Below are 22500 nucleotides of genomic sequence, written 5' to 3' on the forward strand. Positions count from 1 at the left end.
AAGACGAGGCGGAAACGCGTAGTCGATGGGAATCACGTTAATATTCGTGAGCCTGGAGGTAGTGACGGATCACACAAGTTGTCCAATCTTATCGGATTGAAAGGGCAGCGGAGTGGTTCCAGGAAATAGCTCCTCCTTATAGACCGTACCCGAAACCGACACTGGTGGTCTGGTAGAGTATACCAAGGCGCTTGAGAGAACTATGCTGAAGGAACTCGGCAAATTGCACGCGTAACTTCGGAAGAAGCGTGACCCTTTTTTGCGCAAGCAGAGGAGGGTGGCACAGACCAGGGGGTAGCGACTGTTTATCAAAAACACAGGGCTCTGCGAAGTCGCAAGACGACGTATAGGGTCTGACGCCTGCCCGGTGCTGGAAGGTTAAGAGGAGGGGTGCAAGCTCTGAATCGAAGCCCCAGTAAACGGCGGCCGTAACTATAACGGTCCTAAGGTAGCGAAATTCCTTGTCGGGTAAGTTCCGACCTGCACGAATGGCGTAACGACTTCCCCGCTGTCTCCAGCATAGACTCAGTGAAATTGAATTCCCCGTGAAGATGCGGGGTTCCTGCGGTTAGACGGAAAGACCCCGTGCACCTTTACTATAGCTTTACATTGGCATTCGTAGTGGCATGTGTAGGATAGGTGGTAGGCTTTGAAGCCTGGGCGCCAGCTCAGGTGGAGCCACCCTTGAAATACCACCCTTATCACTATGGATGTCTAACCGCGGCCCGTTATCCGGGTCCGGGACAATGTATGGTGGGTAGTTTGACTGGGGCGGTCGCCTCCTAAAGAGTAACGGAGGCGCGCGATGGTGGGCTCAGAACGGTCGGAAATCGTTCGCTGAGTGCAATGGCATAAGCCTGCCTGACTGCGAGACTGACAAGTCGAGCAGAGACGAAAGTCGGTCATAGTGATCCGGTGGTCCCGTGTGGAAGGGCCATCGCTCAACGGATAAAAGGTACGCCGGGGATAACAGGCTGATGACCCCCAAGAGTCCATATCGACGGGGTTGTTTGGCACCTCGATGTCGACTCATCGCATCCTGGGGCTGGAGCAGGTCCCAAGGGTATGGCTGTTCGCCATTTAAAGCGGTACGTGAGTTGGGTTCAGAACGTCGTGAGACAGTTCGGTCCCTATCTGCCGTGGGTGTAGGAATATTGAAAGGATCTGTCCCTAGTACGAGAGGACCGGGATGGACGGATCTCTGGTGGACCTGTTGTGGCGCCAGCCGCATTGCAGGGTAGCTATATCCGGACGGGATAACCGCTGAAGGCATCTAAGCGGGAAACCCACCTTGAAACGAGTATTCCCTGAGAACCGTGGAAGACGACCACGTTGATAGGCCGGGTGTGGAAGAGCGGCAACGCTTGAAGCTTACCGGTACTAATAGTTCGATCGGCTTGATCGTTCTCATTCCTGATATCCATCTTGTTCTCACTCACGCTTGTTCCGCCCTGCGGGCGGCGCTACGTGGGTGCGGCGCATCGGCGCCGACGGTCGGTCGACCTTGCGAAGCTTCGCTTCGAAGGGCGCCAGGCCAAAAGAACCTCAAAGGCACAAAGGCGACGATCCTCGGATCGCGCTGCGACGATCCTTCGGATCGCGCTTGAACAGCTTCTCGATTTGAACGTGCGTTTTGCCGACCTGGTGGTTATGGCGGAGCGGCTGCACCCGATCCCATTCCGAACTCGGCCGTGAAACGCTCCAGCGCTGATGGTACTTCGTCTCAAGACGCGGGAGAGTAGGTCGCTGCCAGGTCTGCCAAGCGCACGTTCATCGCACATCCGAAATCCGGATGTGAGACAAATCTTCTCCTTGCGATTGTTGTGATGCATGTCGTTGTCCCAAAACCGCCAGGCATTTTTGGGCGACATGCATAAGGCCCGCCAAACGGGATCCCGGGCCGCGCAAGCGGCCCTTTCATTTGGCGGTCCCTTGAATACGGTAAGCGCAAACTTACCTCTATGGTGACGCGGGGTGGAGCAGCCCGGTAGCTCGTCAGGCTCATAACCTGAAGGTCACAGGTTCAAATCCTGTCCCCGCAACCAATTTTATCATAAATCGCTGGCCGTCTCGATCCGATCGAGGCGGCTTTCGCGTTTAAAAGGCAGGGACGTCTCGGCGGCGCCAGCGCCACACCCAGCAACGTGTTCCACGTCTCAAATGGTGCCGAAAAAGGATTTTCCGGTTTCGGGACAGCCGGCAAGAAAAGCGGACGCCACGCCCAGCGCATCGCAGGCCGCTTAGCGCTCGCCGCCTGGGTAGCCGGCCGGCGTCGAGCGAAGGACCGCTTTCGCGGTCCCTCGCTTTCATTCGCCCTAGGCTCGCACGGCCGTTCGTGCCGGGACGACGGCATTCACCGCCACCGCCACCGCAATGTTTGCCGCAAGCGCGAGCAGCCCCGTATAGACGGTGAAGGGTTCGCCTCCGAGGCTGATCAGGTGCAGTGGTTTCCAGCCCGCATCCCAGACAAGCCAGGTGCCGCCGAAGAAGCCAACGAACCAGCCCGCAAGCAGGGCCGGCGCCCGGAACCAGTTGGTGTAGAGCCCGAAGACCAGGGCCGGCAGCGTCTGCAGGATCCAGATGCCGCCGAGCAATTGCAGATCGAGCGCGAATTGCGTCGGCAGGAAAATGATCACGAGCAGGGCGCCGATCTTCACCACCAGCGAGGTCATCTTTGCGACCTTGGCTTCACCGGCGTCGCTCACTTGAGGATTGACATAGGCTTTCCAGAAGTTGCGGGTAAAGAGATTGGCAGCGCCGATGCTCATCACCGCCGCCGGCACAAGCGCGCCGATCGCGATCGCAGCGAAGGCGAAGCCTGAGAACCAGCTTGAAAACAGTGTCTTGAACAGGGCGGGAACGACATCGGTCGCACTGTCGAGCTTGAGGTTGGCGGCGTGTCCCATGTAGCCGAGCAGCGCCAGAAGGCCGAGCAGCAGCGTGTAAGCTGGCAGCAGGATCGCATTCTTGCGGATCGTGTTTCCGCTGTTCGAGGCAAAAATCCCCGTCAACGTATGCGGGTACATGAAGGCTGCGAGCGCCGACCCGAGCGCGAGTGTGGCGTAGGCGACATACTGGTTGCCGGCGAGAAGCAGGTTGCCGGAACCCCTGGCCTGAAAGGCCTCATCGGCCGAGGCGAAGACATTGGCATAGCCACCGAGCCGCGAGGGGATAAGCGCGACGGCCGCGATCACCACGATATAGATCATGATGTCCTTGACGAAGGCGATCAGGGCCGGGGCGCGCAAGCCTGCCGAGTATGTGTAAAGCGCCAGCACGATGAAGGCGATGGCAAGAGGCAGTTCGCCATGCAAACCGAGCGCCTTCAGGACCGCAGTCATGCCAACGAGTTGAAGGGCGATGTAAGGCATCGTGGCGATGACACCAGTTGCGGCCACCGCGAGTTCGAGACCGCGCGATCCGTATTGGCCATGGACGACGTCGCCGGCCGTGACATAACCGAAATCCTTGGCGCGTTTCCACAGAACCGGCATGACCATGAAGACGAAGGGATAGACGACGATGGTGTAGGGCAGCGCGAAGAAGCCGTAGGCTCCGACGGTATAGACCAGCGCCGGGACGGCAATGACGGTATAGGCGGTGTAGAAGTCGCCGCCGACCAGGAACCAGGTGATCCAGGTGCCGAAGCTGCGCCCGCCCAGCCCCCATTCATCGATATGGGCAAGCGTTTCCGGCTTGCGCCAGCGGGCGGCGACAAAGCCCAGGATCGTGACGAGCACAAAGAAGAAGATGAAGACGGCGAGCGCCGTCGGGTTGATGTCAGTCGTCATGGCGCGTGCTCCGATAGGCGATCCAGGTCAGCGTCGCGGTGATCGGCACCCAGAGAAGCTGGTACCAATAGAAGAAGGGGAAGCCGAACATGACCGGCTCGCGGACGTTGTAGAAGGGGGGCCAGAGCAGGCCTAAATAGGGAATGACGAGCAGCCAGAGGGCCGCCTTGCTGCGTGGTTTTTCCATGCGAGATACCTTCCAGGTGCCATGAAATAGGTCGCTGTGTTCCAGTTGTCGGCGCGGAAGGCAGAGCACTGTTGCCGGTCATGAGGACACCGCGCGGCGGCTCTCCTTGCGCGGCCGCGGCAGGCATGGACGTAGTGAATTCCTCCCGACGGCTCGCCCTTTCGCGACCAGCCGTGATAAAACTCTATGGCCGGGCTTTGGGCCTCACAAGATGGTGATGGTGTTGAAATCCAAGGCTCTACCCAGAAGTGGGTAGACCGCAATCAGCCGGCTTTTGCCGCGATGCCGTGACCGAGGGCGTAGCGGACCAGGTCCGCCGTCGTGGCGATGCCCAGCTTCTTCTTGAGGTTCTTGCGATGCGTCTCGGCCGTGGCGGACGTGATCCCGAGCGCTTCGGCGACCTCCCGGTTGCTTCGGCCCGCAACGATCAGGCCGAGAATGTCCCGTTCACGCGGTGTGAGCGGATTTGCCCGATCCTGCGCTCCGCGCTTCATCAGAAGGTCCGAGACACCGGACGAGAAATATGTGCCGCCGCCTGCCAAGGTCTCGATGGCGGCGACGATCTCGTCCGTCGACACGTCCTTGAGGATGTAGCCGGATGCACCATGCATGACGGATGAGGAGATGTATTCGCGGCTGTCATGCATCGATAGCATCACGATCCGAGAGTCCGCAAGTTCCCTTCTGAAGAGTTCGATCGCATCGATGCCGTTCAGCTTCGGCATGTTGATATCCATCAGCACGACGTGCGGCCGGGTTTGCCGGCCTATTTCCAGGCCGGCATGCGCGAGGCCGGCCCTGCCGACGACCTCGATGTGGTCGAACGTCTCGAGCAGGGCGTTCAGGCCATCCAGCACCAGCGGATGGTTGTCGATCAGCAGCACCTTGATCACGCGGGGCTCGCTCATGCGGCAACGACCTGTTCGCGCGCGGGCATGTTGGCGGATTTCGGCAGCATCGCCGTCAGTGTAGTGCCGGTCGGCAGGCTGTCGAGCAGCAGCAGGCCGCGGAAATGCGCCATGCGCTCCTGCATGTTGCGCAGCCCGAGGCCCGTCTTGCTCGAGGAACTGTCCTTACTGCTGTCAAAACCGGTGCCGTTGTCGGAGATCGTCATGCGCGCGCGGCCGCCATCGCTCCAGAGCCTGACGGCAAGGTGGGTGGCGCCTGAATGCCGCTCGACATTGTTGAACGCTTCCTGTGCGACACGGTAAAGCGCGGTGCTGGCCGCGGGCTGCAAGCTATCCGTAAAGCCGGATGACTCGATTTCCGTCTCGATGCCTGTCCGCTCTGCGAAATTGTTGCAGAGGGCCTTGAGAGCCGCGGTCAAGCCGAGATCGTCGAGGACACGGGGGCGAAGATCGTGCGACAGCCGCCTGATTTCCTTGATCGCGCCGTTGAGCGCCTCCACGCCGCGTTCGATGGTGAGGGCTGCGTCATCGACATGGTTGCGGACCTGCCTTCCGGCGAGATCCATGGCGTAGCGCACACCCACGAGGTTCTGCGAAATGCCGTCATGCAGTTCGCGAGCCAGGCGCGAGCGCTCCTCTTCCTGGGTGTCGATCACCCGCTGGGTCAGTTGCTTGAGCCTGCCATCGGCGATGCGGCGTTCATGGAATGTCAGAAGCATGCATGTCGTAAAGACCACGAGTACCGCCGGAACGGCGACCAGCGCCACGATCACGAAGGTGTTCTTGATGTTGGTGCGCATGCTGGCGTTCGCGGCGGCGGTCTGGGCAAAGACATCATCGAGATAGACCCCGGTTCCAACCACCCAATTCCACTTGTCGAGGCCAACGACGAACGACAATTTATCCGCGATCCGGCCCGTCGACGGCTTCTGCCATTTGTATCGATGCAGGCCGCCGCCTGATTTCGCCGTCGCGATCAGTTCGGCGATGACTTTGTCGCCATCTGGATCCGTGAGACCGAGCCAGTTGCGCCCATGCCGAAAGCTTTGCCGCGGGTGAACGATGTTGTTGCCGTCATAGTCGTAGACAAAGAAATATCCGTCCTTGCCATAGTCGAGCGAGGTCAGGATCGCCGCCACTTTGTCCTTGGCGGCCTGATCGCCGGGGCCGGCATCACGATAGGTTGTGTCGATCGCCGATAGAGCGAGATTGGTCAGATTGAGGATTTCCGCTTCCTTGGCTTTCAGCATGTTCTGTTCGAACGTGTCGATATTGTTCTTGGCAAGGTTTGCCGACTGCCAGGTTATGAACGTGGTGATCGCCAGGATCGCGATCATCAGCGGAACAATCGCAAGCGCGATTATCTGGTATCGCAGCGTCACTTGGAGGTCCTCCCGGTCCCGCGTCGTCGTAATGAACGATCCCTGATAAAGCCTCGGTCAGCAAGGAGGCAATGCGAGCATGGGGGCAACTCTGGACGATCATTTGCTGGTTGCAATACGGAGAGCCGAGCAGACAGGAGAGACGCTCGAACAGCGCATGGCCTTAATTGTCTCCAGCGACCACAGCCTCCAGGAGCAGGTCTGGGACGCATCAGGGCGCCCTACCACGTATGGTTTCTCTATGCATATGAGGCAAGGACCTCGACGCAGCTTTGCCGCCACAGGGAGAGTTAACTGGTCCATGACTCATCGGCGCGCTTCCATGAAGACCGTTGCCGTTCTATGCCGTATCCCTACGGTGACCGACGCCAGCTCAGGCGCCCCTTCTATTTTCGCCTCTGTCTCTGCCGGAAACACGTGATGGCTTTGGAGACCAGGGCCATCACAACAAGAACTCCCAAGAAAAATAAACGGAAAATCGGAGGATTGCCGGCAAGGTTGATCGTCCGGCGCGCAGTATGACAGGGCGGCGGCGGAATTCACCCAGGCGAAAAGGGCAGATATGGAAATGGCGAGCAACTTCATGCTCAGGCTGCATCGCTTTGCCACGTATCGGCTCGCGCTGGGCTTCCGCATCAACGGATGGCGGCTCCTATGCGCCACCATCAACGTCAAGGTCGAGTAGAGCATTGGCACCCCTGGAGCGGCATCGCTACTGGGGGCCCTGCCGTCATCCACCGTCGCGACATGATTTCAACCGGCCGACCTCGGTTGCTACTTGTGCAGAATTGCGCGCGCTCCACCGAACTGAACAACGCATCCTTGCCATAGCGACGGACCAAGGCATCAAGGCTCGTCTGCGCTCGATGCGAGAATGATGCGAGCAATTTGCACTAGGCGCGAAGCGTGTGGCAACTCCGTAGATCGCGCAGCGCTACATCCCAGCCGGCTTGGACACTGCCATCGACAATCGTCTCAGGCGGCACCGTCGGCTAGTCTGGCTTAATCAGCTTTTCCATCGTGTGATTGCCATTGCGATGGATCAGCAGCATTCCGGGCCGACGCCGAATTGCCGCATGCCATCCCGCTTGGGAAACCATGAAATCCGGTGACCGCGAGATGGTTCGATCAGCGCCGACTCCTCTCGGTCCCAGACCTCGACCTTGAAATTGTCCTCTGCCGTTTTCCCATAGCTCCGCCGCCGGCGTCCGCCTATCCTGTCCGGTGTGCTGATGCCTCTGAGGAACAAATTCCCAACCGGTCGCTTGACGCGGCATAGCCGCCTCAGAAGCTGTGTTCGCCAAAGCTGGCATTTCCGCTGAGAAAGTGGCGTCGAAATTTCAAGAGGCTGGCCGAGCGCCGCTTTAACGCGCCTTTAAAAGTAAGTGCTTGTTTTGCCGCTCGGTTATCTCGCAGGCTGCGGAGGAGAGAGGGCTCGGCAATCCTAGTCTGCGAATCAATTCGTGTTGGCAGTTGTCAATGTCTGCTCTTGAGGCCTGACACCAGCACGTCGACAAAGTTCAGCAGTTCGCGTTCGAGCACCGGGGGTGCTAGGCCGATGAAGCGCGCTTCAAGTGAAATCGCCACGATGCCGTGGACGGCCGAGAAAATGGCTCGGGCGCGCGGCAGCAGATCTTCGTTTTGAGAGGGTGCGCCGAGCAGCGCAAGCGGCTCAACGAGGTATTGGATAAGGACGGCATGCTCGGCCAGGTGCCATTCGGGCACCGGCACGCCGGGCGCCATGCGATGTTCGAACAGAGCCGCCCACAGCATGCGGTTTTCGCTGGCGAAGGCGAGATAGGCCCTCGCCAAGGCCTTGAGCGTCTCCTCCGGCCCAAGCGCGCCGGCCGCGGCCGTGCGCAGCACCGCTCCCAGCTCTGCCAAGGTCCCGGAGTTGACGTGCAGGACGAGGTCGTCCAGATCGGCAAAGACGGTGTAAAGCGCGCCCAGCGCGCAACCCGCATCCGCGGTAATGTCGCGGGCGCGCAATCCGCCCAGGCCCGACGACTGAATTCTTGCTCGGGCGGCGCTGACCAGCCGAGCCTTGAGATCCTCGCGCCTGGCATCACTTTTCTGCGTCATTAACCCTTTGTCTCCGTTTCTGAACAGCGTTCATTTTTTTCTTGAACGGCGTTCATAATATGCTAGCTTCCATTCGTGAACAATGTTCATAGAGGAGAAGCTGAGATGTTGAAACAGTTTTTTGCGCTGCTTCGTGGTCACAGCCACGAGGCCGCCGAAGCGGTTGTGGACCGCAACGCCCTGGTGATCCTGCGCCAGCAGATCCGCGATTGCGCCGATGCCATTGCGGCCGCCCGCCGCGCCGTCGCTATCGCGATCGCCCAGAACGAGCAGGAGCTCCGGCAATGTCAGAAGCTCGTCTCGCGCATAGAGGATCTCGAGAAGCGCACCGTTGCGGCGCTCGAACAGGGGCAGGGTGAACTCGCGCGAGAGGCGGCCGAAACGATCGCCTTGCTGGAAGCCGAGCGCGCCGCATCGGAAGACGCGCAGAAAAGCTTCGGCACCGAGATCGAGCGGCTGAAGCGGATCGTGCGCGCTTCCGAAATGCGCCTGCGCGATCTGCAGCACGGCCAGCGCATCGTGGCTGCCACCGACAAGACGCAGCGCCTGCGTGAAGCCGCTCCCGGATCCAGCCTGTCGGCGCTCAAGGATGCCGAGGAGACACTGTCCCGCTTGTGCGCACGGCAAAGGCAGATCGATGCCGCCGCTGCCGCCATGACAGAGATGGAACAGTCGGGCGATCCGGCGGCGATGAGCGAGAAGCTGGCGGCCGCCGGCTGCGGCGCCCCGCTGAAGAGCAGCGCCGAGGCCGTGCTCGAACGGCTGAGAAAGACGATGACGAAGCCAGCCTGACTGTATCCGGCCTGAAACAAGCCGGCATCCACCCAACCTAACACTGAAACGAAAGGACCATATCGATGACCAGCAACGGCTACGCCCCGAAGGATTCAGGCGCCTGGAGAATGTTTACCATGGCCAGCTTCGCCATCGCCGCCAGCATGATGGCCGGCGGCATCTACTTCATGGAGGCAAGCTTTGCCGCCAAGGGGTTCTACGCGATGGCCGCCATCATGCTCGTCCATACCTCCATCACCATCACCAAGACGCTGCGTGACGCCGAAGAGGCAACACGCTTCATCAACAGGCTGGAAGATGCCAAGGCCGAAAAGCTGCTCATGGACATCAACCGCAGTAACGAAACGTAACCAGTTCCCGCTACAACAGGGTTCGAACCGCACAAGCAACCGCCAGTCACACAACGGTCTTTGCCAAATGGAAATGGCCATGAACAACAATCTGATGACGTCACGGCGCTTCGCGCCACTTTTCTGGACGCAGTTCCTGTCCGCCTTCAATGACAACTTTCTGAAGAACACGCTGGTGTTTCTCATTCTGTACACGCTGGCGGCGGACCAGGCGGCGTCGTTGGTGACACTGGCTGGGGCCATATTCATGGCCCCCTTCCTGCTGCTGTCGGCGCTTGGCGGAGAGATCGCCGACCGCTTCGACAAGGCTTTCGTGGCGCGCAGGCTGAAGTTCGTCGAGATCGGCGCGGCACTGCTGGCCGTCATCGGCATCGCGCTCTCGTCCATTCCGGTGCTGCTTGCGGCCCTGTTCCTGTTCGGCGTGATTTCCGCGCTGTTCGGACCGATCAAATACGGCATCCTGCCGGATCATCTCGAACGCAGGGAACTGCCCCGCGCCAACGCCTGGATCGAGTCGGCCACCTTCGCCGCCATCCTCGGTGGCACGATCGTCGGCGGGATCGTCTCGGCCGATGGCATCGGCGTTGCCGTGTTCGGCCCGATGATGATGATCCTCGCGGTCGGCTGCTGGCTGGTCAGCCGCTACATCCCGTCGACCGGCTCGGCGGCACCGGACCTTGCGATCGACAGGAACATCCTGCGCTCCACGTGGCGGTTGGTCGGGGAGCTGCGGACGAACCAGCGCATCTGGCGGGCGGCGCTGATGGCCTCCTGGTTCTGGCTGGTCGGCGCCATCGTCCTTTCCCTCCTGCCCCCTCTGGTCAAGAATTCGCTCGGCGGCAGCGAGATCGCCGTGACCGCCTATCTCGCCGTATTCGCGGTCGCCGTCGCCATCGGCTCCGCCATTGCGGCATGGATGTCGCAGGGGCGGATGGTGCTTCTGCCGGCTCCGGTCGGCACCGCGCTGATGGCCGTGTTCGGACTGGACCTCGCCTGGAGCATTTGGGGACTGCACAGCCCGGCCCAGGCCGAGACGCTCGGCGCCTTCTTCGCCGGTCAGAACACCATTCGCGTCGCCATCGACCTAGCCGGTCTGGCGATCGCCGGCGCCTTCCTCGTCGTGCCCACCTTCGCCGCCGTGCAGGCTTGGGCGCCGGAGGATCGGCGCGCTCGTATCGTTGCCGCGGTGAACGTCGTCAGCGCCGGCTTCATGACCATCGGCGGCGGCCTGGTTGCGGCCATCCAGGGCGCCGGCGTCTCCATTGCTGGGGTGCTGGCCGGTCTTGCCGTGATCAATGCCGTCGCCGCCTGGCTGATGCTGAAATATCTGCCGACCAACCCGTTCCGCGATTTCGTATCCATCCTCTTCCGCGCCTTCCACCATCTCGAGGTCGAAGGGCTGGAGAACCTCAAGGCTGCCGGTCCGGCGCCCATCCTGGCGCTCAACCATGTGAGTTTCCTCGACGGCCCCCTGGCGCTGACGCTGACCGACGAGGAGCCCGTCTTCGCCATAGACTATACGATCGCGCAGGCCTGGTGGATGAAGCCGTTCCTGAAACTTGCCCGCGCCTTGCCGCTCAACCCGGCCAAGCCAATGTCGACCCGCACGCTGATCAAGATCGTGCAGGGCGGCGATCCGCTGGTGATCTTCCCCGAAGGACGCATCACCGTCACCGGGGGTCTGATGAAGGTCTATGACGGCGCCGCCATGGTCGCCGACAAGACCGGCTCGAAGGTCGTGCCGGTCCGCATCGATGGACTGGAGAAGAGCTACTTCTCGCGCCTGACGTCGCAGCATGTGCGCCGCCGCCTGTTTCCGAAGGTCAAGGTCACCATCCTGGAGCCGGTGAAGCTCGAGGTCGCCCCCGAGCTGAAGGGCCGCAGGCGGCGCGCCGCGGCCGGAGCCGCCCTCTACCAGGTGATGTCGGATCTCGTCTTCCGCACCCAGGACATCGACAGGACCGTGCTGGAGAAGATCATCCTGACGGCGAATGAACGCGGCATGAAGCAGCTTGCCGTGGAGGATCCGGTCACCGGCTCCCTCAGCTACGGCAAGCTGCTGACCGCGGTCGCCGTGCTTGGCGAGAAGTTCAAGGCGCTCTATCCCGGCCAGCAGACGCTAGGCGTCATGCTGCCCAACGCCAATGGCTCGTGCGCGACGCTGCTCGGCGTCATGTCGGCTGGTAAGGTGCCGGCAATGATCAACTTCACCGCCGGCGCCGCCAACATCGTGTCGGCCTGCAGAGCCGCGCAGGTGCGGACCGTTCTCACTTCCCGGGCCTTTGTCGAACAGGCAAAGCTCGGTGCGGTGGTCGAGGAAATCGCCCGCTCCGTCGACATCGTCTGGCTCGATGACCTGCGGGCCACGATCAGCCTCAAGGACAAGCTGCTCGGCCTGTTGCGCAAGGGCAGGCCGAGGGTCGCGCGCAAACCCGACGATGCTGCCGCGATCCTGTTCACCTCGGGGTCCGAAGGAACGCCCAAGGGCGTGGTGCTGACTCACCGCAACATCCTGGCCAACGCCGCCCAGGCCGCGTCGCGCATCGACTTCCACTCCGGCGACAAGGTCTTCAACGTGCTGCCGATCTTCCACTCTTTCGGCATGACGGCGGGCACGGTGCTGCCGCTTATCTCCGGCGTGCCGGTCTACTTCTACCCTTCGCCGCTGCACTACCGCATCGTGCCGGAGCTGATCTACGGCTCGAATGCGACAATCATCTTCGGCACCGATACCTTCCTCTCGGGCTATGCGCGTACGGCGCATCCCTACGACTTCCGCTCGGTGCGCTACTGCTTCGCCGGCGCCGAGCCGGTCAAGGCGGCGACGCGCTTGACCTACATGGAGAAGTTCGGCCTGCGCATCCTCGAAGGCTACGGGGTGACCGAAACGGCGCCGGTGATCGCCATCAATACGCCGATGTACAACAAATCCGGCAGCGTCGGGAAAATCATGCCTGGCATGGAGTACCGCCTGGATCCGGTGCCCGGCGTCGAGGAAGGCGGGCGGCTCCATGTGCGCGGCCCCAACGTCATGGCGGGCTATCTGCGTGCCGAAAAGCCGGGCGTGCTGGAGCCGCTGGAAGACGGCTGGCACGACACGGGCGACATCGTCACCGTGGACGAGGCGGGCTTCATCACCATTCGCGGCCGCGCCAAGCGCTTCGCCAAGATCGGCGGAGAGATGATCTCTCTGGCCGCTGTCGAGGCGCTGGCCGGCGAATTGTGGATGGGATCGCTGTCGGCCGTCGCCACGGTGCCCGACGCCCGCAAAGGCGAGAAGCTGATCCTCGTCACCGAGGCCGCTGGCGCCACGCGCGCCGAATTCCTGGCCTTCGCCAAGGCGAATGGCGCCATGGACCTGATGGTGCCGGCCGAAGTGCGCGTCGTGCGGAAAGTGCCGGTACTCGGATCGGGCAAGCTCGACTTCGGAGGCGTGGCAAGGATGGTGCGCGGCGAAGAGGATGCGAAGGTCAAGGCGGCGTGATCGCTATCGAGGGATAGGCCGGCAACAGCGCCGGCCTGCCTAGAGAATCATCGACTGAGCCGGCAGGCGCGCGCGCTTGGGCGCCGCGCCGCCGATGCCAGCGCGCAGGACATTGATCAGCCGCCGCTCGGAAGGGATGGCGAAATGGCGGGCGCAGATCTCCGCGCTTGCGGCATGATCCGCCAGGGCGGCGAGCGGCCAGGCGGCAAACCCCAGCCGGGTGAGATTGAGCCAGAAGCGATAGAAGGCGCGACCGGAAGCGACGGGCGATTCCTCGCGCGGCCGGTGGAACAAAGCGATGGCGCTTGCCGACAGCGTCTTCGATCGTTCGCCCGTAACCGCCTTGCCAAGTCCGATTGCGTCGAGGGCTTCAAACAGCTTGCTCCCCAGGACGGCTCTCGCGCCAAGCCCTTCCAGCGCGCTCATGCGGAGCGCGTCGAGATTGAGACCGTCTTCCTGATAGCGCGGATGCGAGCGCGAAAGCCGCATCCACTCCAGCAATTCCGCGCGGAAGGCCCTGTCGCGGAAGAAGAACATGCCTGCTTCGTCGGCGAGCGCCGCAAGCATTGCGAGGTCGCCCGGCGCTTGCGCCAAAGTCACGTCCTCGGTACCGCTCGCCCACGCGCCCAGTGCCTGGGTGGCGGCAGCCGGCGCCGGCTTGAAATGTGTGCGCCAGGTGAAGCGGCTCGCGACATGGGTGGTGAGCGCGGAAGGCTGCGCCTCGCCGCTCGTTACGATTCGCGCCGCCAGCCGGAAACCCGGGAAGGAGACCGTGTCGTCGAACGGCCACAGTTCCTCGACCGCATGGCTGGCAATGCCGGCGTCGGCCAATGCCATCAGCGCGCCTTCGACGGCGGCGCCGCACGAAACGCCCATATCGCGGCCCAGCGGATCGCCGGCCGGCAGCTGGCGCGTGAGGTCGGCCATGACCAGGATCGAGCCGTCAGCCGGAAAATGCCACCGCGCCGGTTGCGTATTGTGCACCGACGGCGCGAGGCTGGCCGCGGCGACGATGCGGGCAAGGAGCGCAAGGTCCATGGCGCGCCTAGAGAGCCTTGGAATAGAGTTGCAGACGGTGCAGCGGCCGCGCGCCGCTCTTTTCGGCCTGACGAAGGGACGCCTTGTTGACGTCGGCGATCCAGGTGCCGCCGACCGTCCGGTAGCCCGCGTCGCGCATCGCGCCGAGCGCATGCGCAAGCATGAGCGGATTGAGCCCCAGACCCTGATACTCGGGCAGCACGCCCTGGAAGATGACGACCGCGCGATGGCGTGCCAGACGATGCCTGAGATAGTGCCATGGAGTCGACCAGCCGATCCGCGCGCCGGCCGCCTTCACCAGCGGATTGAGGTCGGGAATGGCGATGACGGCGCCGACGGCTTGCCCTCGACGATGCAGGACGGTGGAGATGCGGGGATCCATGACCCATTTCATCTCCTTGGCCTGGAAATCGAATTCTTGCTTCGTCACCGGCACGAACATCGGATTCTCGCGGAAGCTTGCGTTGAGGACCGCGCGCGCATCGTCGAGCCGGTCGGCGAGCGTGGCCCGAGTCACCGGGGCAAAGGCGAAACCCTCCGCGTTGAGCGTCATGCGTCGTTCCGGCGTGATCAGCCTCTCGGCGTCGAGGGTCGAGATGTCCTGTTCGAAAGTCGTCATCGGGAACGAGCCGGCATAGGCGTTCGCCTCGAGCAGGCGCGGCAGGTGCGGCGGCCCCCAGACCTGGTCTGTATAGGGCTGGTTCTCGAACCCCTCGATCATAACGCCGGCCTGCTGCATGGCGGTCAGGTTGAAGTTGCCAATGATTTCCGAGTATCCGCGCCGGCGCGCCCAGCTCTCGGCCGCGCCAAGCAGGCCCGCGGCGGCTTCCGCATCGTCGGCGCAGTCGAAATAGCCAAAATAGGCGCGGTTTAGCCGATGCAGTTCGTTGGATGCCCGATGAACATGCGCGGTGATGCGGCCGATCGGCCTGCCGTCGCGCAGGACCGCAAAGAAACTGAAATCGTCCTCGCTGGCAAAGAGCGGGTTGGTTTTGGAAGACAGGGATCGCCGGAGGTCGCCAAGCATCGGCGAGACGTAGGGCGTGGCGTCGCCATAGGCGTTGAACGGGGCGCGGAAGAAAGCGGCGATATCGCGTTCGACGATCGTAATCATGCGGACTGCTCGCGCTGCGCGATGAGCATCGCCATGCGCTGCACAGCGCGCAGCTCCATTTCCACACCGGGGGAGGTGGCGAGGGCCGGCATGTTCAGCACCACCAGGGTCAATGGATCGGTCGTGGCCAGAAGCACATGGGTTGCTTCGTATTTCTCGAACAGCCATGCCAGCTGCTCGCGCGTATCCTGGTCGACCGGCGACTCCGGATGCGCGTCCGCGACCGAGCGCACGGGCACCCGGGAAAGCGCGCGGGCAAGCACCTTCATGTCGAAATCGCCAAGGTCGGCCGCCCGCAGGATCAAAGCGCCATCGGCGAGGGTATGGTTCTGCAGGCCGCGCAGGAACCGCGCCGAATCCGTCAAGTCGCCTTCGGCCATGTGCTTGAGCAGGGAATCGCGACGCCTCTCGGCCGCCAGGCCGACGCTGTCGTTGTAGATGACGGCAAGCAGCGTGGCAGAAAGGACGATGACCACCGCCTGGACGCTGCCGCGCCAGCCGATATCGTCGATGCCGCCCAGCGCCAGCCCGGCGAAAACGGAGCTCAACGCGACGACGGCGAAGGCCGCGATCGTGTCGCGATGGCCGAGGCTCGCCCGTCCGAGACCGATCGTCAGCCAGCAGAGGAACAGAATGGCGATGCCGCCAAGGCGCACCGGCACGTCGAACAGGCCCGGCCGGTAGTCGGTGACCAAGAAGGGGATGATGAGCAGCAGCGACAGCGCCATGCGCTCGACGGTGCGGTTCTCTGCCGCCGACAGGCTGGCCCGATCCCGAGACACGACCAGCCAGCCGATCGCAGAGAAGCCGCTGAACTGGAACAGCAGAAGCAGCGTCATGCGCCATGGCTCGGCGAAGCGCTCCGGCACCATCGCCAGCAATAGGAACAGCAGCGCGCCGCCTGCCGCGAATGACTTGAGGGCGAATGGCGCATGCCTGCGAAGCAGCCCTTCGGTCAGCAGCAGCGTCGCCACCGGCAGCAGGCCCGCCGCCACGATCGTACTGAAGTGAAAGACGGCAACGCCGCTGATCCAGTCCAGAATGCGGCAGGCCAGCAGCACCGCCACGACCCGCAGGCCGAACAGGAAACGCCGCGACAGGGGATCGGCGATGTCGCGTCCGCCGACGACCGAGATCACGATCAGCAGCCCGAATAAGGCAGCCAGCGACGTGATCGTGTCGGCGACAAGTCTGTCGTCGAATGTCATGCGACCGTTTCCATCAGCTTCAGCATGAAGCGGCGCACGATAGGGCGCAGGACGGCAGCGGCGAGCGCGTTGCGCGGCCGCTCGACGCGTCCCTTGTAAGGATTGAAGAACCAGCCGCGGCAATCGGCGCCGTGCTGGTTGCCGAGGATCCCGGCCACGACCTCATAGGCCATCAGCATGCCTGTGGTGACGACCATCGGCGCGAACGACATGCGGCTGCGTTTGCCCGAAGCCACCTCCCCGGCCATGGCGAGGTCGACATGATGCCGCGAGGAGGAATTGAGCACGACATATTCGGCCTCCCGCAGGAAGGCCGTGGCGCGCTGGTCCGCCGTCAGCATGTTCCAGGCCGTCCCCAATGTCGGGTAGCCGAGACGCTCCTCCGGCATCGGATCGCCGGGCTTGGTCACGTAGACGGACGGCAAGGGCGAGGCATAGGCGTCGATCACGGTCCGTCCCAGTTCGCGCGCCGTCCGATATAACAGGAGAGACGCGCCAAGGTCGTCGGTGCCGTTGACGACGACCGCGCTGTCCCGGATCGCCGCGGCCGCGTGCAGGGGCCAGTCCGGCCCATGCACCTTTATCCGCATCTGGGGGTTGATCGTCAGGCAGATATCGCCGGTCGCTTCCGCCTTCTGCCGGCCGACGGTTTGCGTGAAGGCGAAGACCTGTCGGTTGAGGTTGGAAATGGCGAAGGTGTCGATGTCGGCAATGATGAGCCGGCCCAGCCCGGCCCGCGCCAGCGCCATAACGCAGGCGCCGCCCATTCCGCCGGTGCCGCACACGAACACCGTCGCGTCGCGGAGCCTGGCTTGCTGGTCCGCCGTCACGAACCCGATGTTGCGGGTCGTAAACTCGTCGTAGGTGAAAGCCCTTATCGCGTCCATGGTCGCAACGTGTTCCATTGGCGGCTGCTGTCGGCCCAGTGGACGACCGGAAGAACCAGTCGCTGAAAAGTCGCGGCCATGCCCGCCACCGCGAGCGCTGCGAGCGAGCCGCGCGGGACGGCATCGGCCAGATAGGTGCGGGCGGCCTGGAAATTCATCTGGCCTATCTGCAGCACGTCGTCGCCGCGGCCATAGTCGAGTTCCTTGCCGCAGAACTCGTTATAGGCCTCGACCCGGTGCTTGGCCGCCTCCTCGAAGGACTTCTTCAGGTCGTCCGACCCGCCGGTATAAGCGTTGGTGATGACGAAGCGTTCCTCATCGAAGCCCGCCTCCGCGCCGACGCCGAAGACGTGGCGGTGACGGGCCATGATCTGGCGCGCCAGCAAGACATGGGTCAGCGATCGCCGGGCTCCCGAATGAGGGCCGGGGAAGACGTTGGAAAAGGCTTCAGCGACCATACCGACGACGGCCGGAACCTGCGTCACGTTGGAAATCCAGATCGGCCTGAACTGGTTGCGCAGGAACATCAGGAAGCAGGTCAGGCCATAGAGGATCCAACTCAGGCCACGGCTGCGCTCGTCCGGATCGACCATGACCAAGCCCAGATGCATGACCTCGTAAGGTTTGCCAGCCAGCGAAAGGTCCATCAACGCGAGCGCGTTGAACGCTATGGGCCGTCCGTCGCCGCGCCGATAGACGACCGTAATGATGGAGTGTTCGAGCCGGCTGCGGTCACCGGAAAAAACGCCATAGGTCAGGCCGCCGGCTTTCAATGTTTTTGAGGCGACCAGTCTCAAATCTTCGGTCAGCCGCCCCAATTCGTTCGGATTCATCCAACGTCCGGGCCGCTCCACGACGCGCGTTTCATAGCCGTCGGACACGCGCATGCGCACGTCCATGAATCGATCCGGCAGCAACTGCAAAACCGCACTCAACAAGGCGTTATCATCCCAAGGACTCTAGCGCCGTTGTACTAACATCATCCACCTAAGGCTCGGTAAAGCCAGTCCCGCAAACTGCGGAACAGCTACATCTATTCCGCCTGCGGTTCCTGGAAGCTCTTCGAACTTTTTGTTTCGCACCACCAGCGAAATTGAGCGCCTTCGAAAGAGGTCGGGTTACAGGAGCCAGTTTTGAGGCAGGCTTGATGCACTCTTCGGACCCAAACTCTCTCAGTGAGCGAAGAGAGCCTCTCCTGCTGCCGATCCTGATCATCGGCCCGCGCACGGCCCTGCGCACGCGAGTGGCGTTCCTCCTCAGCATATTGGCTTAGTAGAACGACCACCCCAGTTGAGGGTGAAGCCGCGCATTATTCACCGTGGTGATGACAGTTTCAGCGTTTTCCAAATTGGACGCGTACAACCTTTTGGGCGATGGTTCGTTCAGAAGGCCTCTGCTCTCAACGCCACCATGTGGACCGAAGCAGGGCTGCGTGCCTGACGACCGATGAGCAGACATCGATGCCTGTCGGGACGCACGATCGGACCCACGCTGCAGCGGACCTCAATTTTGGGCTGGCAGGCAGAAGGCACGGCTTGCCCACGGGAAGTTGAATAGGGAGTTGGTCGGCACTCCCGTAAGAGTTGCCTTTCGACCAAGGAGTGATCGATGAAGTCGGCTTTCCGGTACCTGATGTTCGCCGCGGCCTTGCTGTCGCTAACGGGAATGGATGCAGGCCAGGCAGCGGACGCTCCAATGCCACTCTTTGTTGCGACGCCCCGGGAACTCTCCACCACGAGCACGTCCAAGACGACCGTCATGTCCCGGGTCAACGGCCGGAGCGCTACGGTGCTCCATGTGAATCCGACGAAGCCCGGGTTGCATGCCGTGTTGCTGCGGCTTGAGCCGACACATCATGCCGCTGTCGCACCCCGGTTCCCCTTCGCGACGACTCAGTCGGGAACCTTCTACGTTGCGTTTGGCGACACATACGACGAAACCAAGCTCAAGGCCCTTCCGCCTGGCGGCATCTACACCGAACCGGCCTAGGCAAAGGTTCGGTTGCCAAATGGTGTGAATAAGAAAACCTGAAGGGTTGAGGCGACCTACACGCGTCATTGGTTCGCCTCAGGCATTGTTTCATGATTGCACTCGTCCGCATTGCCCTCAGCCGGCCCTACACGTTCATCGTGTTGGCGCTGCTGATCCTGATCATCGGTCCGCTCGTGGCCCTGCGCACCCCCACGGACATCTTTCCCGATATCCGTATCCCCGTGATCAGCGTGATCTGGCAATATACAGGCCTACCGCCCGATCAGATGTCGGGCCGCATGACGACGCCGTTCCAACGTTCGCTGACCACCACCGTCAACGACATCCAGCATATCGAATCCACCTCCTATAACGGCTTCGGCATCATCAAGGTGTTCTTCCAGCCGAATGTCGACATCCGCACAGCCAATGCGCAGGTCACCGCAGTGGCACAGACCGTGCTCAAGCAGATGCCGGCCGGTGCAACGCCGCCCCTGATCCTCAACTACAACGCCTCCACCGTACCGATCCTGCAGATTGCCCTCTCTGGCCAGGGCCTGACCGAGCAGGCGCTGGCTGACCTTGGCCTCCAGACCATCCGCACGCCGCTTACGACCGTGCCGGGCGCCGCCATTCCCTATCCGTTCGGCGGCAAGACCCGCCAGGTGCAGATCGACCTCAACCCTTACGCACTGCAAGCGCGGGGCCTGTCGGGGCAGGACGTCGCCAATGCGCTGGCCGCCCAGAACCTGATCACCCCGGTCGGCACCGAAAAAATCGGTCGCTACGAATATGCGGTGCAGCTCAACGATGCTCCATCTTCGCTGACTGACCTCGCTGATCTGCCGATCAAGTCGGCGAACGGGACGCTTGTCTATGTGAAGGACGTGGCGACGGTGCGTGACGGCAATCCACCGCAAACCAACATCGTGCATGTCAACGGCACCCGCTCGGTCCTGCTGCAGGTTCTCAAGAATGGTTCGGTCTCGACGCTCGCGATCATCCAGGGCATCAAGGATCAACTCGGTTTGCTGCGAGCGAGCTTGCCCGACAATCTTCAGGTGTCGCTGCTCGGCGACCAGTCGCTCTTCGTTCGCGGCGCCATCTCCGGCGTGGCGCGCGAAGGCGCAATTGCGGCCGCGCTCACCAGCATGATGATCCTGCTGTTCCTCGGCAGTTGGCGCTCCACTATCATTATTGCCGCGTCGATCCCGCTCGCGATCCTCGGTTCGGTGATCGCGTTATCGATGATCGGCGAGACGCTCAACATCATGACGCTTGGCGGCCTGGCGCTCGCCGTCGGTATCCTCGTCGACGATGCGACGGTGACCATCGAGAATATCAACTGGCATCTCGAACACGGCAAGGACGTTCGGACGGCGATCCTTGACGGTGCCCGGCAGATCGTGACGCCGGCCTTCGTCTCAATGCTGTGCATCTGCATTGTCTTCGTGCCGATGTTCTTCCTCGACGGCATTGCACGTTTCCTCTTCGTGCCGATGGCCGAGGCAGTGATGTTCGCGATGATCTCTTCCTTCATCCTCTCGCGCACCTTCGTCCCGACACTGTGCAACTACCTGCTCAAACCGCATGTCGATCATGGGGGGCATGGCAAGCCGCGCAGCTACAACCCGCTGGTGCTGTTCCAGCGTGGCTTCGAGGCGACGTTCGAGCGCATCCGTGTCGGTTATCACAGCCTGCTGGAGCTGGTGCTCGGCCGTCGCGTGGTGTTCGTTGCCGGGTTCATGGCCTGCGTCATGGGGTCCTTCCTGCTCACGCCCTATCTGGGACGGAACTTCTTCCCCGCTGTCGACACCGGGCAAATCCTGATGCATGTGCGCCTTGGCATCGGGACCCGCGTCGAGGAGAGCGCCAACCAGTTCGCCGACATCCAAAAGGCAATCCGCCAGCTGATTCCGCCCGACCAGCTCGACACTTTGGTCGACAATATCGGCGTCCCGGTCTCGGGCATCAATCTGGCCTACAACAACACAGGCGTGATCGGTTCCCAGGATGGCGACATCCAGGTCAAGCTGTCGCAAGACCACCGACCGACCGATGAATACGTCCGCAAGATGCGCGAGGAGTTGCCGCGCCGGTTCCCGGGCGTGACCTTTGCCTTCCTGCCGGCCGACATTATCAGCCAGATTCTGAATTTCGGTGCACCAGCACCTGTCGATATCCAGGTGCGCGGCAATAATCTGTCGGCGAACTTCAAATATGCCAGTCTCGTGCTGGGTCGCCTGCGCCACATTCCTGGCGTTGCCGATGTCCGCATCCAGGAATCGCAGGCCAATCCGACACTCAACGTGGATGTTGATCGCGCCCAGGCCGAATATATCGGCCTTACCGAGAAGGATGTCACCAACAGCCTCGTTGTAGACCTCGCCGGTTCGAGCCAAGTGTCGCCGACCTACTGGCTCGACCCAAAGAGCGGCGTGTCTTATCCGATCGTGATGCAGACGCCGCAATATCAGGTGGATACGCTGGGCGCCTTGCAGACGACGCCGATCACGGCGGCCGGCATCGGGACGCTGCCCATCCTCGGCGGCGTCGCCAGTGTGAAGCGTTCGGTCAGCAACGCAGTCGTCTCGCAATACAACATCGTGCCGATGGTGCAGATCTACGCCACCACGCAGCGGCGCGACCTCGGCGCCGTCGCCACCGATATAAACAAGATCCTTGCTGACACCGCCGCCGATTTGCCGAAGGGCAGTTCTGTTTCCCTGCTCGGTCAGGTGCAGACCATGAACAGCGCTTTCGCCGGCCTGCTATTCGGCCTGCTCGGCGCTATCGTGCTGATCTATCTGCTCATCGTCGTGAACTTCCAGTCATGGTCGGACCCCTTCGTCATCGTCTCGGCGCTGCCGGCCGGCCTTGCGGGCATCGTCTGGATGCTGTTCGTCACACAGACACCGATGTCGGTGCCTGCCCTCACGGGTGCGATCATGTGCATGGGCGTGGCGACCGCCAACTCCGTGCTCGTGATCAGCTTTGCCCGCGAACGCCTGGCGGAACTGGGCGACCCGATTGCCGCCGCCCTCGAAGCCGGCTTCGTCCGCTTCCGGCCAGTCTGCATGACGGCACTCGCCATGATCATCGGCATGGCGCCAATGGCTCTCGGCCTCGGTGAGGGCGGCGAGCAGAACGCGCCGCTCGGGCGCGCCGTGGTCGGCGGCCTGATTATCGCAACCACGGCAACGCTGCTCTTGGTGCCCGTTGTCTTCAGCCTCGTCCACAAGCGTGAAGCCAAGCCGGCTGCAGCGCCTTCGGAGACCTTGCATCATGCTTGAGCACGCTACC

16 protein-coding genes, 1 tRNA gene and 2 rRNA genes (2 of these 19 running past the window's edge) are annotated in these 22500 nt (G+C 62.3%); 9 read left to right on the top strand and 10 right to left on the bottom strand.

Annotated features, from left to right (window positions below; translation table 11 throughout):
• The 3 genes from CK220_RS03805 to CK220_RS03815 all read left to right on the top strand — a co-directional run.
• A 23S ribosomal RNA gene (locus CK220_RS03805) occupies positions 1-1405 on the top strand (it extends 1524 nt beyond the left edge of the window).
• A 235-nt stretch (positions 1406-1640) separates the two neighbouring features.
• Positions 1641-1755, top strand: a 5S ribosomal RNA gene (gene rrf / locus CK220_RS03810).
• Positions 1756-1968: 213 nt separating this feature from the next.
• Positions 1969-2045: transfer RNA gene (locus tag CK220_RS03815), tRNA-Met, on the top strand.
• A 270-nt stretch (positions 2046-2315) separates the two neighbouring features.
• On the opposite strand, the gene mctP is transcribed toward CK220_RS03815, so the two are convergent.
• The 5 genes from mctP to CK220_RS03845 all read right to left on the bottom strand — a co-directional run bounded on the left by mctP (position 2316) and on the right by CK220_RS03845 (position 8350).
• A complete protein-coding gene (mctP, locus tag CK220_RS03820; RefSeq protein WP_095810205.1) occupies positions 2316-3791 on the bottom strand; it encodes a sodium:solute symporter family monocarboxylate transporter in 1476 nt (491 codons plus the stop codon).
• Positions 3781-3978: a DUF3311 domain-containing protein gene (locus CK220_RS03825; protein WP_095810206.1), complete on the bottom strand. Its 198-nt coding sequence runs from the start codon at positions 3976-3978 to the stop codon at positions 3781-3783. The genes mctP and CK220_RS03825 overlap by 11 nt, the downstream gene beginning before the upstream one ends.
• 263 nt (positions 3979-4241) lie before the next feature.
• On the bottom strand, positions 4242-4886 hold the full coding sequence (locus CK220_RS03830; RefSeq protein WP_095810207.1) for a response regulator transcription factor: 645 nt from the start codon (positions 4884-4886) through the stop codon (positions 4242-4244).
• Positions 4883-6268: a cache domain-containing protein gene (locus tag CK220_RS03835; RefSeq protein WP_095810208.1), complete on the bottom strand. Its 1386-nt coding sequence runs from the start codon at positions 6266-6268 to the stop codon at positions 4883-4885. Before CK220_RS03835 ends, CK220_RS03830 begins: the two co-directional genes overlap by 4 nt.
• 1476 nt (positions 6269-7744) lie before the next feature.
• Positions 7745-8350 carry a TetR/AcrR family transcriptional regulator gene (locus CK220_RS03845; protein WP_095810209.1) on the bottom strand — a complete coding sequence of 202 codons (606 nt, stop codon included), beginning with the start codon at positions 8348-8350 and terminating at the stop codon, positions 7745-7747.
• Between the two features lie 105 nt (positions 8351-8455).
• Here CK220_RS03845 and CK220_RS03850 point away from each other — a divergent pair, with 105 nt between their 5' ends.
• The 3 genes from CK220_RS03850 (at position 8456) to CK220_RS03860 (ending at position 12979) form a co-directional block, all read left to right on the top strand.
• Positions 8456-9142, top strand: a complete 687-nt coding sequence (locus CK220_RS03850) for a PspA/IM30 family protein (protein ID WP_095810210.1) — start codon at positions 8456-8458, stop codon at positions 9140-9142.
• Between the two features lie 65 nt (positions 9143-9207).
• Positions 9208-9495: a YiaA/YiaB family inner membrane protein gene (locus CK220_RS03855; RefSeq protein ID WP_095810211.1), complete on the top strand. Its 288-nt coding sequence runs from the start codon at positions 9208-9210 to the stop codon at positions 9493-9495.
• Positions 9496-9574: 79 nt separating this feature from the next.
• On the top strand, positions 9575-12979 hold the full coding sequence (locus CK220_RS03860) for an acyl-[ACP]--phospholipid O-acyltransferase (RefSeq protein WP_095810302.1): 3405 nt from the start codon (positions 9575-9577) through the stop codon (positions 12977-12979).
• A 39-nt stretch (positions 12980-13018) separates the two neighbouring features.
• Here the strand turns inward: CK220_RS03860 and CK220_RS03865 are convergent, their stop codons facing one another.
• From CK220_RS03865 to CK220_RS03885, 5 genes are read right to left on the bottom strand one after another with little or no spacing between them, the layout of a single operon-like run.
• The gene (locus CK220_RS03865; protein ID WP_095810212.1) at positions 13019-14017 is read right to left on the bottom strand and encodes a hypothetical protein; all 999 of its coding nucleotides are present in this window, start codon (positions 14015-14017) and stop codon (positions 13019-13021) included.
• Between the two features lie 7 nt (positions 14018-14024).
• Positions 14025-15131, bottom strand: coding sequence for a GNAT family N-acetyltransferase (locus tag CK220_RS03870; protein ID WP_095810213.1), 1107 nt, complete (start codon positions 15129-15131; stop codon positions 14025-14027).
• Positions 15128-16339, bottom strand: a complete 1212-nt coding sequence (locus CK220_RS03875; RefSeq protein WP_095810214.1) for a hypothetical protein — start codon at positions 16337-16339, stop codon at positions 15128-15130. The genes CK220_RS03870 and CK220_RS03875 overlap by 4 nt, the downstream gene beginning before the upstream one ends.
• Positions 16336-17244, bottom strand: a complete 909-nt coding sequence (locus tag CK220_RS03880) for a ThiF family adenylyltransferase (RefSeq protein WP_245428950.1) — start codon at positions 17242-17244, stop codon at positions 16336-16338. Before CK220_RS03880 ends, CK220_RS03875 begins: the two co-directional genes overlap by 4 nt.
• Positions 17214-18125 carry a hypothetical protein gene (locus CK220_RS03885; protein WP_095810216.1) on the bottom strand — a complete coding sequence of 304 codons (912 nt, stop codon included), beginning with the start codon at positions 18123-18125 and terminating at the stop codon, positions 17214-17216. The genes CK220_RS03880 and CK220_RS03885 overlap by 31 nt, the downstream gene beginning before the upstream one ends.
• Positions 18126-18834: 709 nt before the next feature.
• Between CK220_RS03885 and CK220_RS03890 the strand changes: the two genes are divergently transcribed.
• The 3 genes from CK220_RS03890 to CK220_RS03900 form a co-directional block, all read left to right on the top strand.
• Entirely contained in the window at positions 18835-19215 is a 381-nt protein-coding gene (locus CK220_RS03890; RefSeq protein WP_095810217.1) for a hypothetical protein, read from the top strand.
• A 92-nt stretch (positions 19216-19307) separates the two neighbouring features.
• Entirely contained in the window at positions 19308-22490 is a 3183-nt protein-coding gene (locus CK220_RS03895) for an efflux RND transporter permease subunit (protein WP_095810218.1), read from the top strand.
• Positions 22483-22500, top strand: partial view of an efflux RND transporter periplasmic adaptor subunit gene (locus CK220_RS03900; RefSeq protein ID WP_245428952.1) — the start only. Its footprint extends 1314 nt past the window's final position; the window shows 18 of its 1332 coding nt (coding positions 1-18); the start codon lies at positions 22483-22485; the stop codon falls past the right edge of the window. Before CK220_RS03895 ends, CK220_RS03900 begins: the two co-directional genes overlap by 8 nt.

This window comes from Mesorhizobium sp. WSM3860, assembly GCF_002294995.1.
Lineage (GTDB): Bacteria > Pseudomonadota > Alphaproteobacteria > Rhizobiales > Rhizobiaceae > Mesorhizobium.

Coding starts and splice junctions, on each gene's coding strand:
- mctP (WP_095810205.1), bottom strand. CDS start 3,791: ATGACGACTGACATCAACCCGACGGCGCTCGCCGTCTTCATCTTCTTC.
- CK220_RS03825 (WP_095810206.1), bottom strand. CDS start 3,978: ATGGAAAAACCACGCAGCAAGGCGGCCCTCTGGCTGCTCGTCATTCCC.
- CK220_RS03830 (WP_095810207.1), bottom strand. CDS start 4,886: ATGAGCGAGCCCCGCGTGATCAAGGTGCTGCTGATCGACAACCATCCG.
- CK220_RS03845 (WP_095810209.1), bottom strand. CDS start 8,350: ATGACGCAGAAAAGTGATGCCAGGCGCGAGGATCTCAAGGCTCGGCTG.
- CK220_RS03850 (WP_095810210.1), top strand. CDS start 8,456: ATGTTGAAACAGTTTTTTGCGCTGCTTCGTGGTCACAGCCACGAGGCC.
- CK220_RS03855 (WP_095810211.1), top strand. CDS start 9,208: ATGACCAGCAACGGCTACGCCCCGAAGGATTCAGGCGCCTGGAGAATG.
- CK220_RS03860 (WP_095810302.1), top strand. CDS start 9,575: ATGAACAACAATCTGATGACGTCACGGCGCTTCGCGCCACTTTTCTGG.
- CK220_RS03865 (WP_095810212.1), bottom strand. CDS start 14,017: ATGGACCTTGCGCTCCTTGCCCGCATCGTCGCCGCGGCCAGCCTCGCG.
- CK220_RS03870 (WP_095810213.1), bottom strand. CDS start 15,131: ATGATTACGATCGTCGAACGCGATATCGCCGCTTTCTTCCGCGCCCCG.
- CK220_RS03875 (WP_095810214.1), bottom strand. CDS start 16,339: ATGACATTCGACGACAGACTTGTCGCCGACACGATCACGTCGCTGGCT.
- CK220_RS03880 (WP_245428950.1), bottom strand. CDS start 17,244: ATGGAACACGTTGCGACCATGGACGCGATAAGGGCTTTCACCTACGAC.
- CK220_RS03885 (WP_095810216.1), bottom strand. CDS start 18,125: ATGGACGTGCGCATGCGCGTGTCCGACGGCTATGAAACGCGCGTCGTG.
- CK220_RS03890 (WP_095810217.1), top strand. CDS start 18,835: ATGAAGTCGGCTTTCCGGTACCTGATGTTCGCCGCGGCCTTGCTGTCG.
- CK220_RS03895 (WP_095810218.1), top strand. CDS start 19,308: ATGATTGCACTCGTCCGCATTGCCCTCAGCCGGCCCTACACGTTCATC.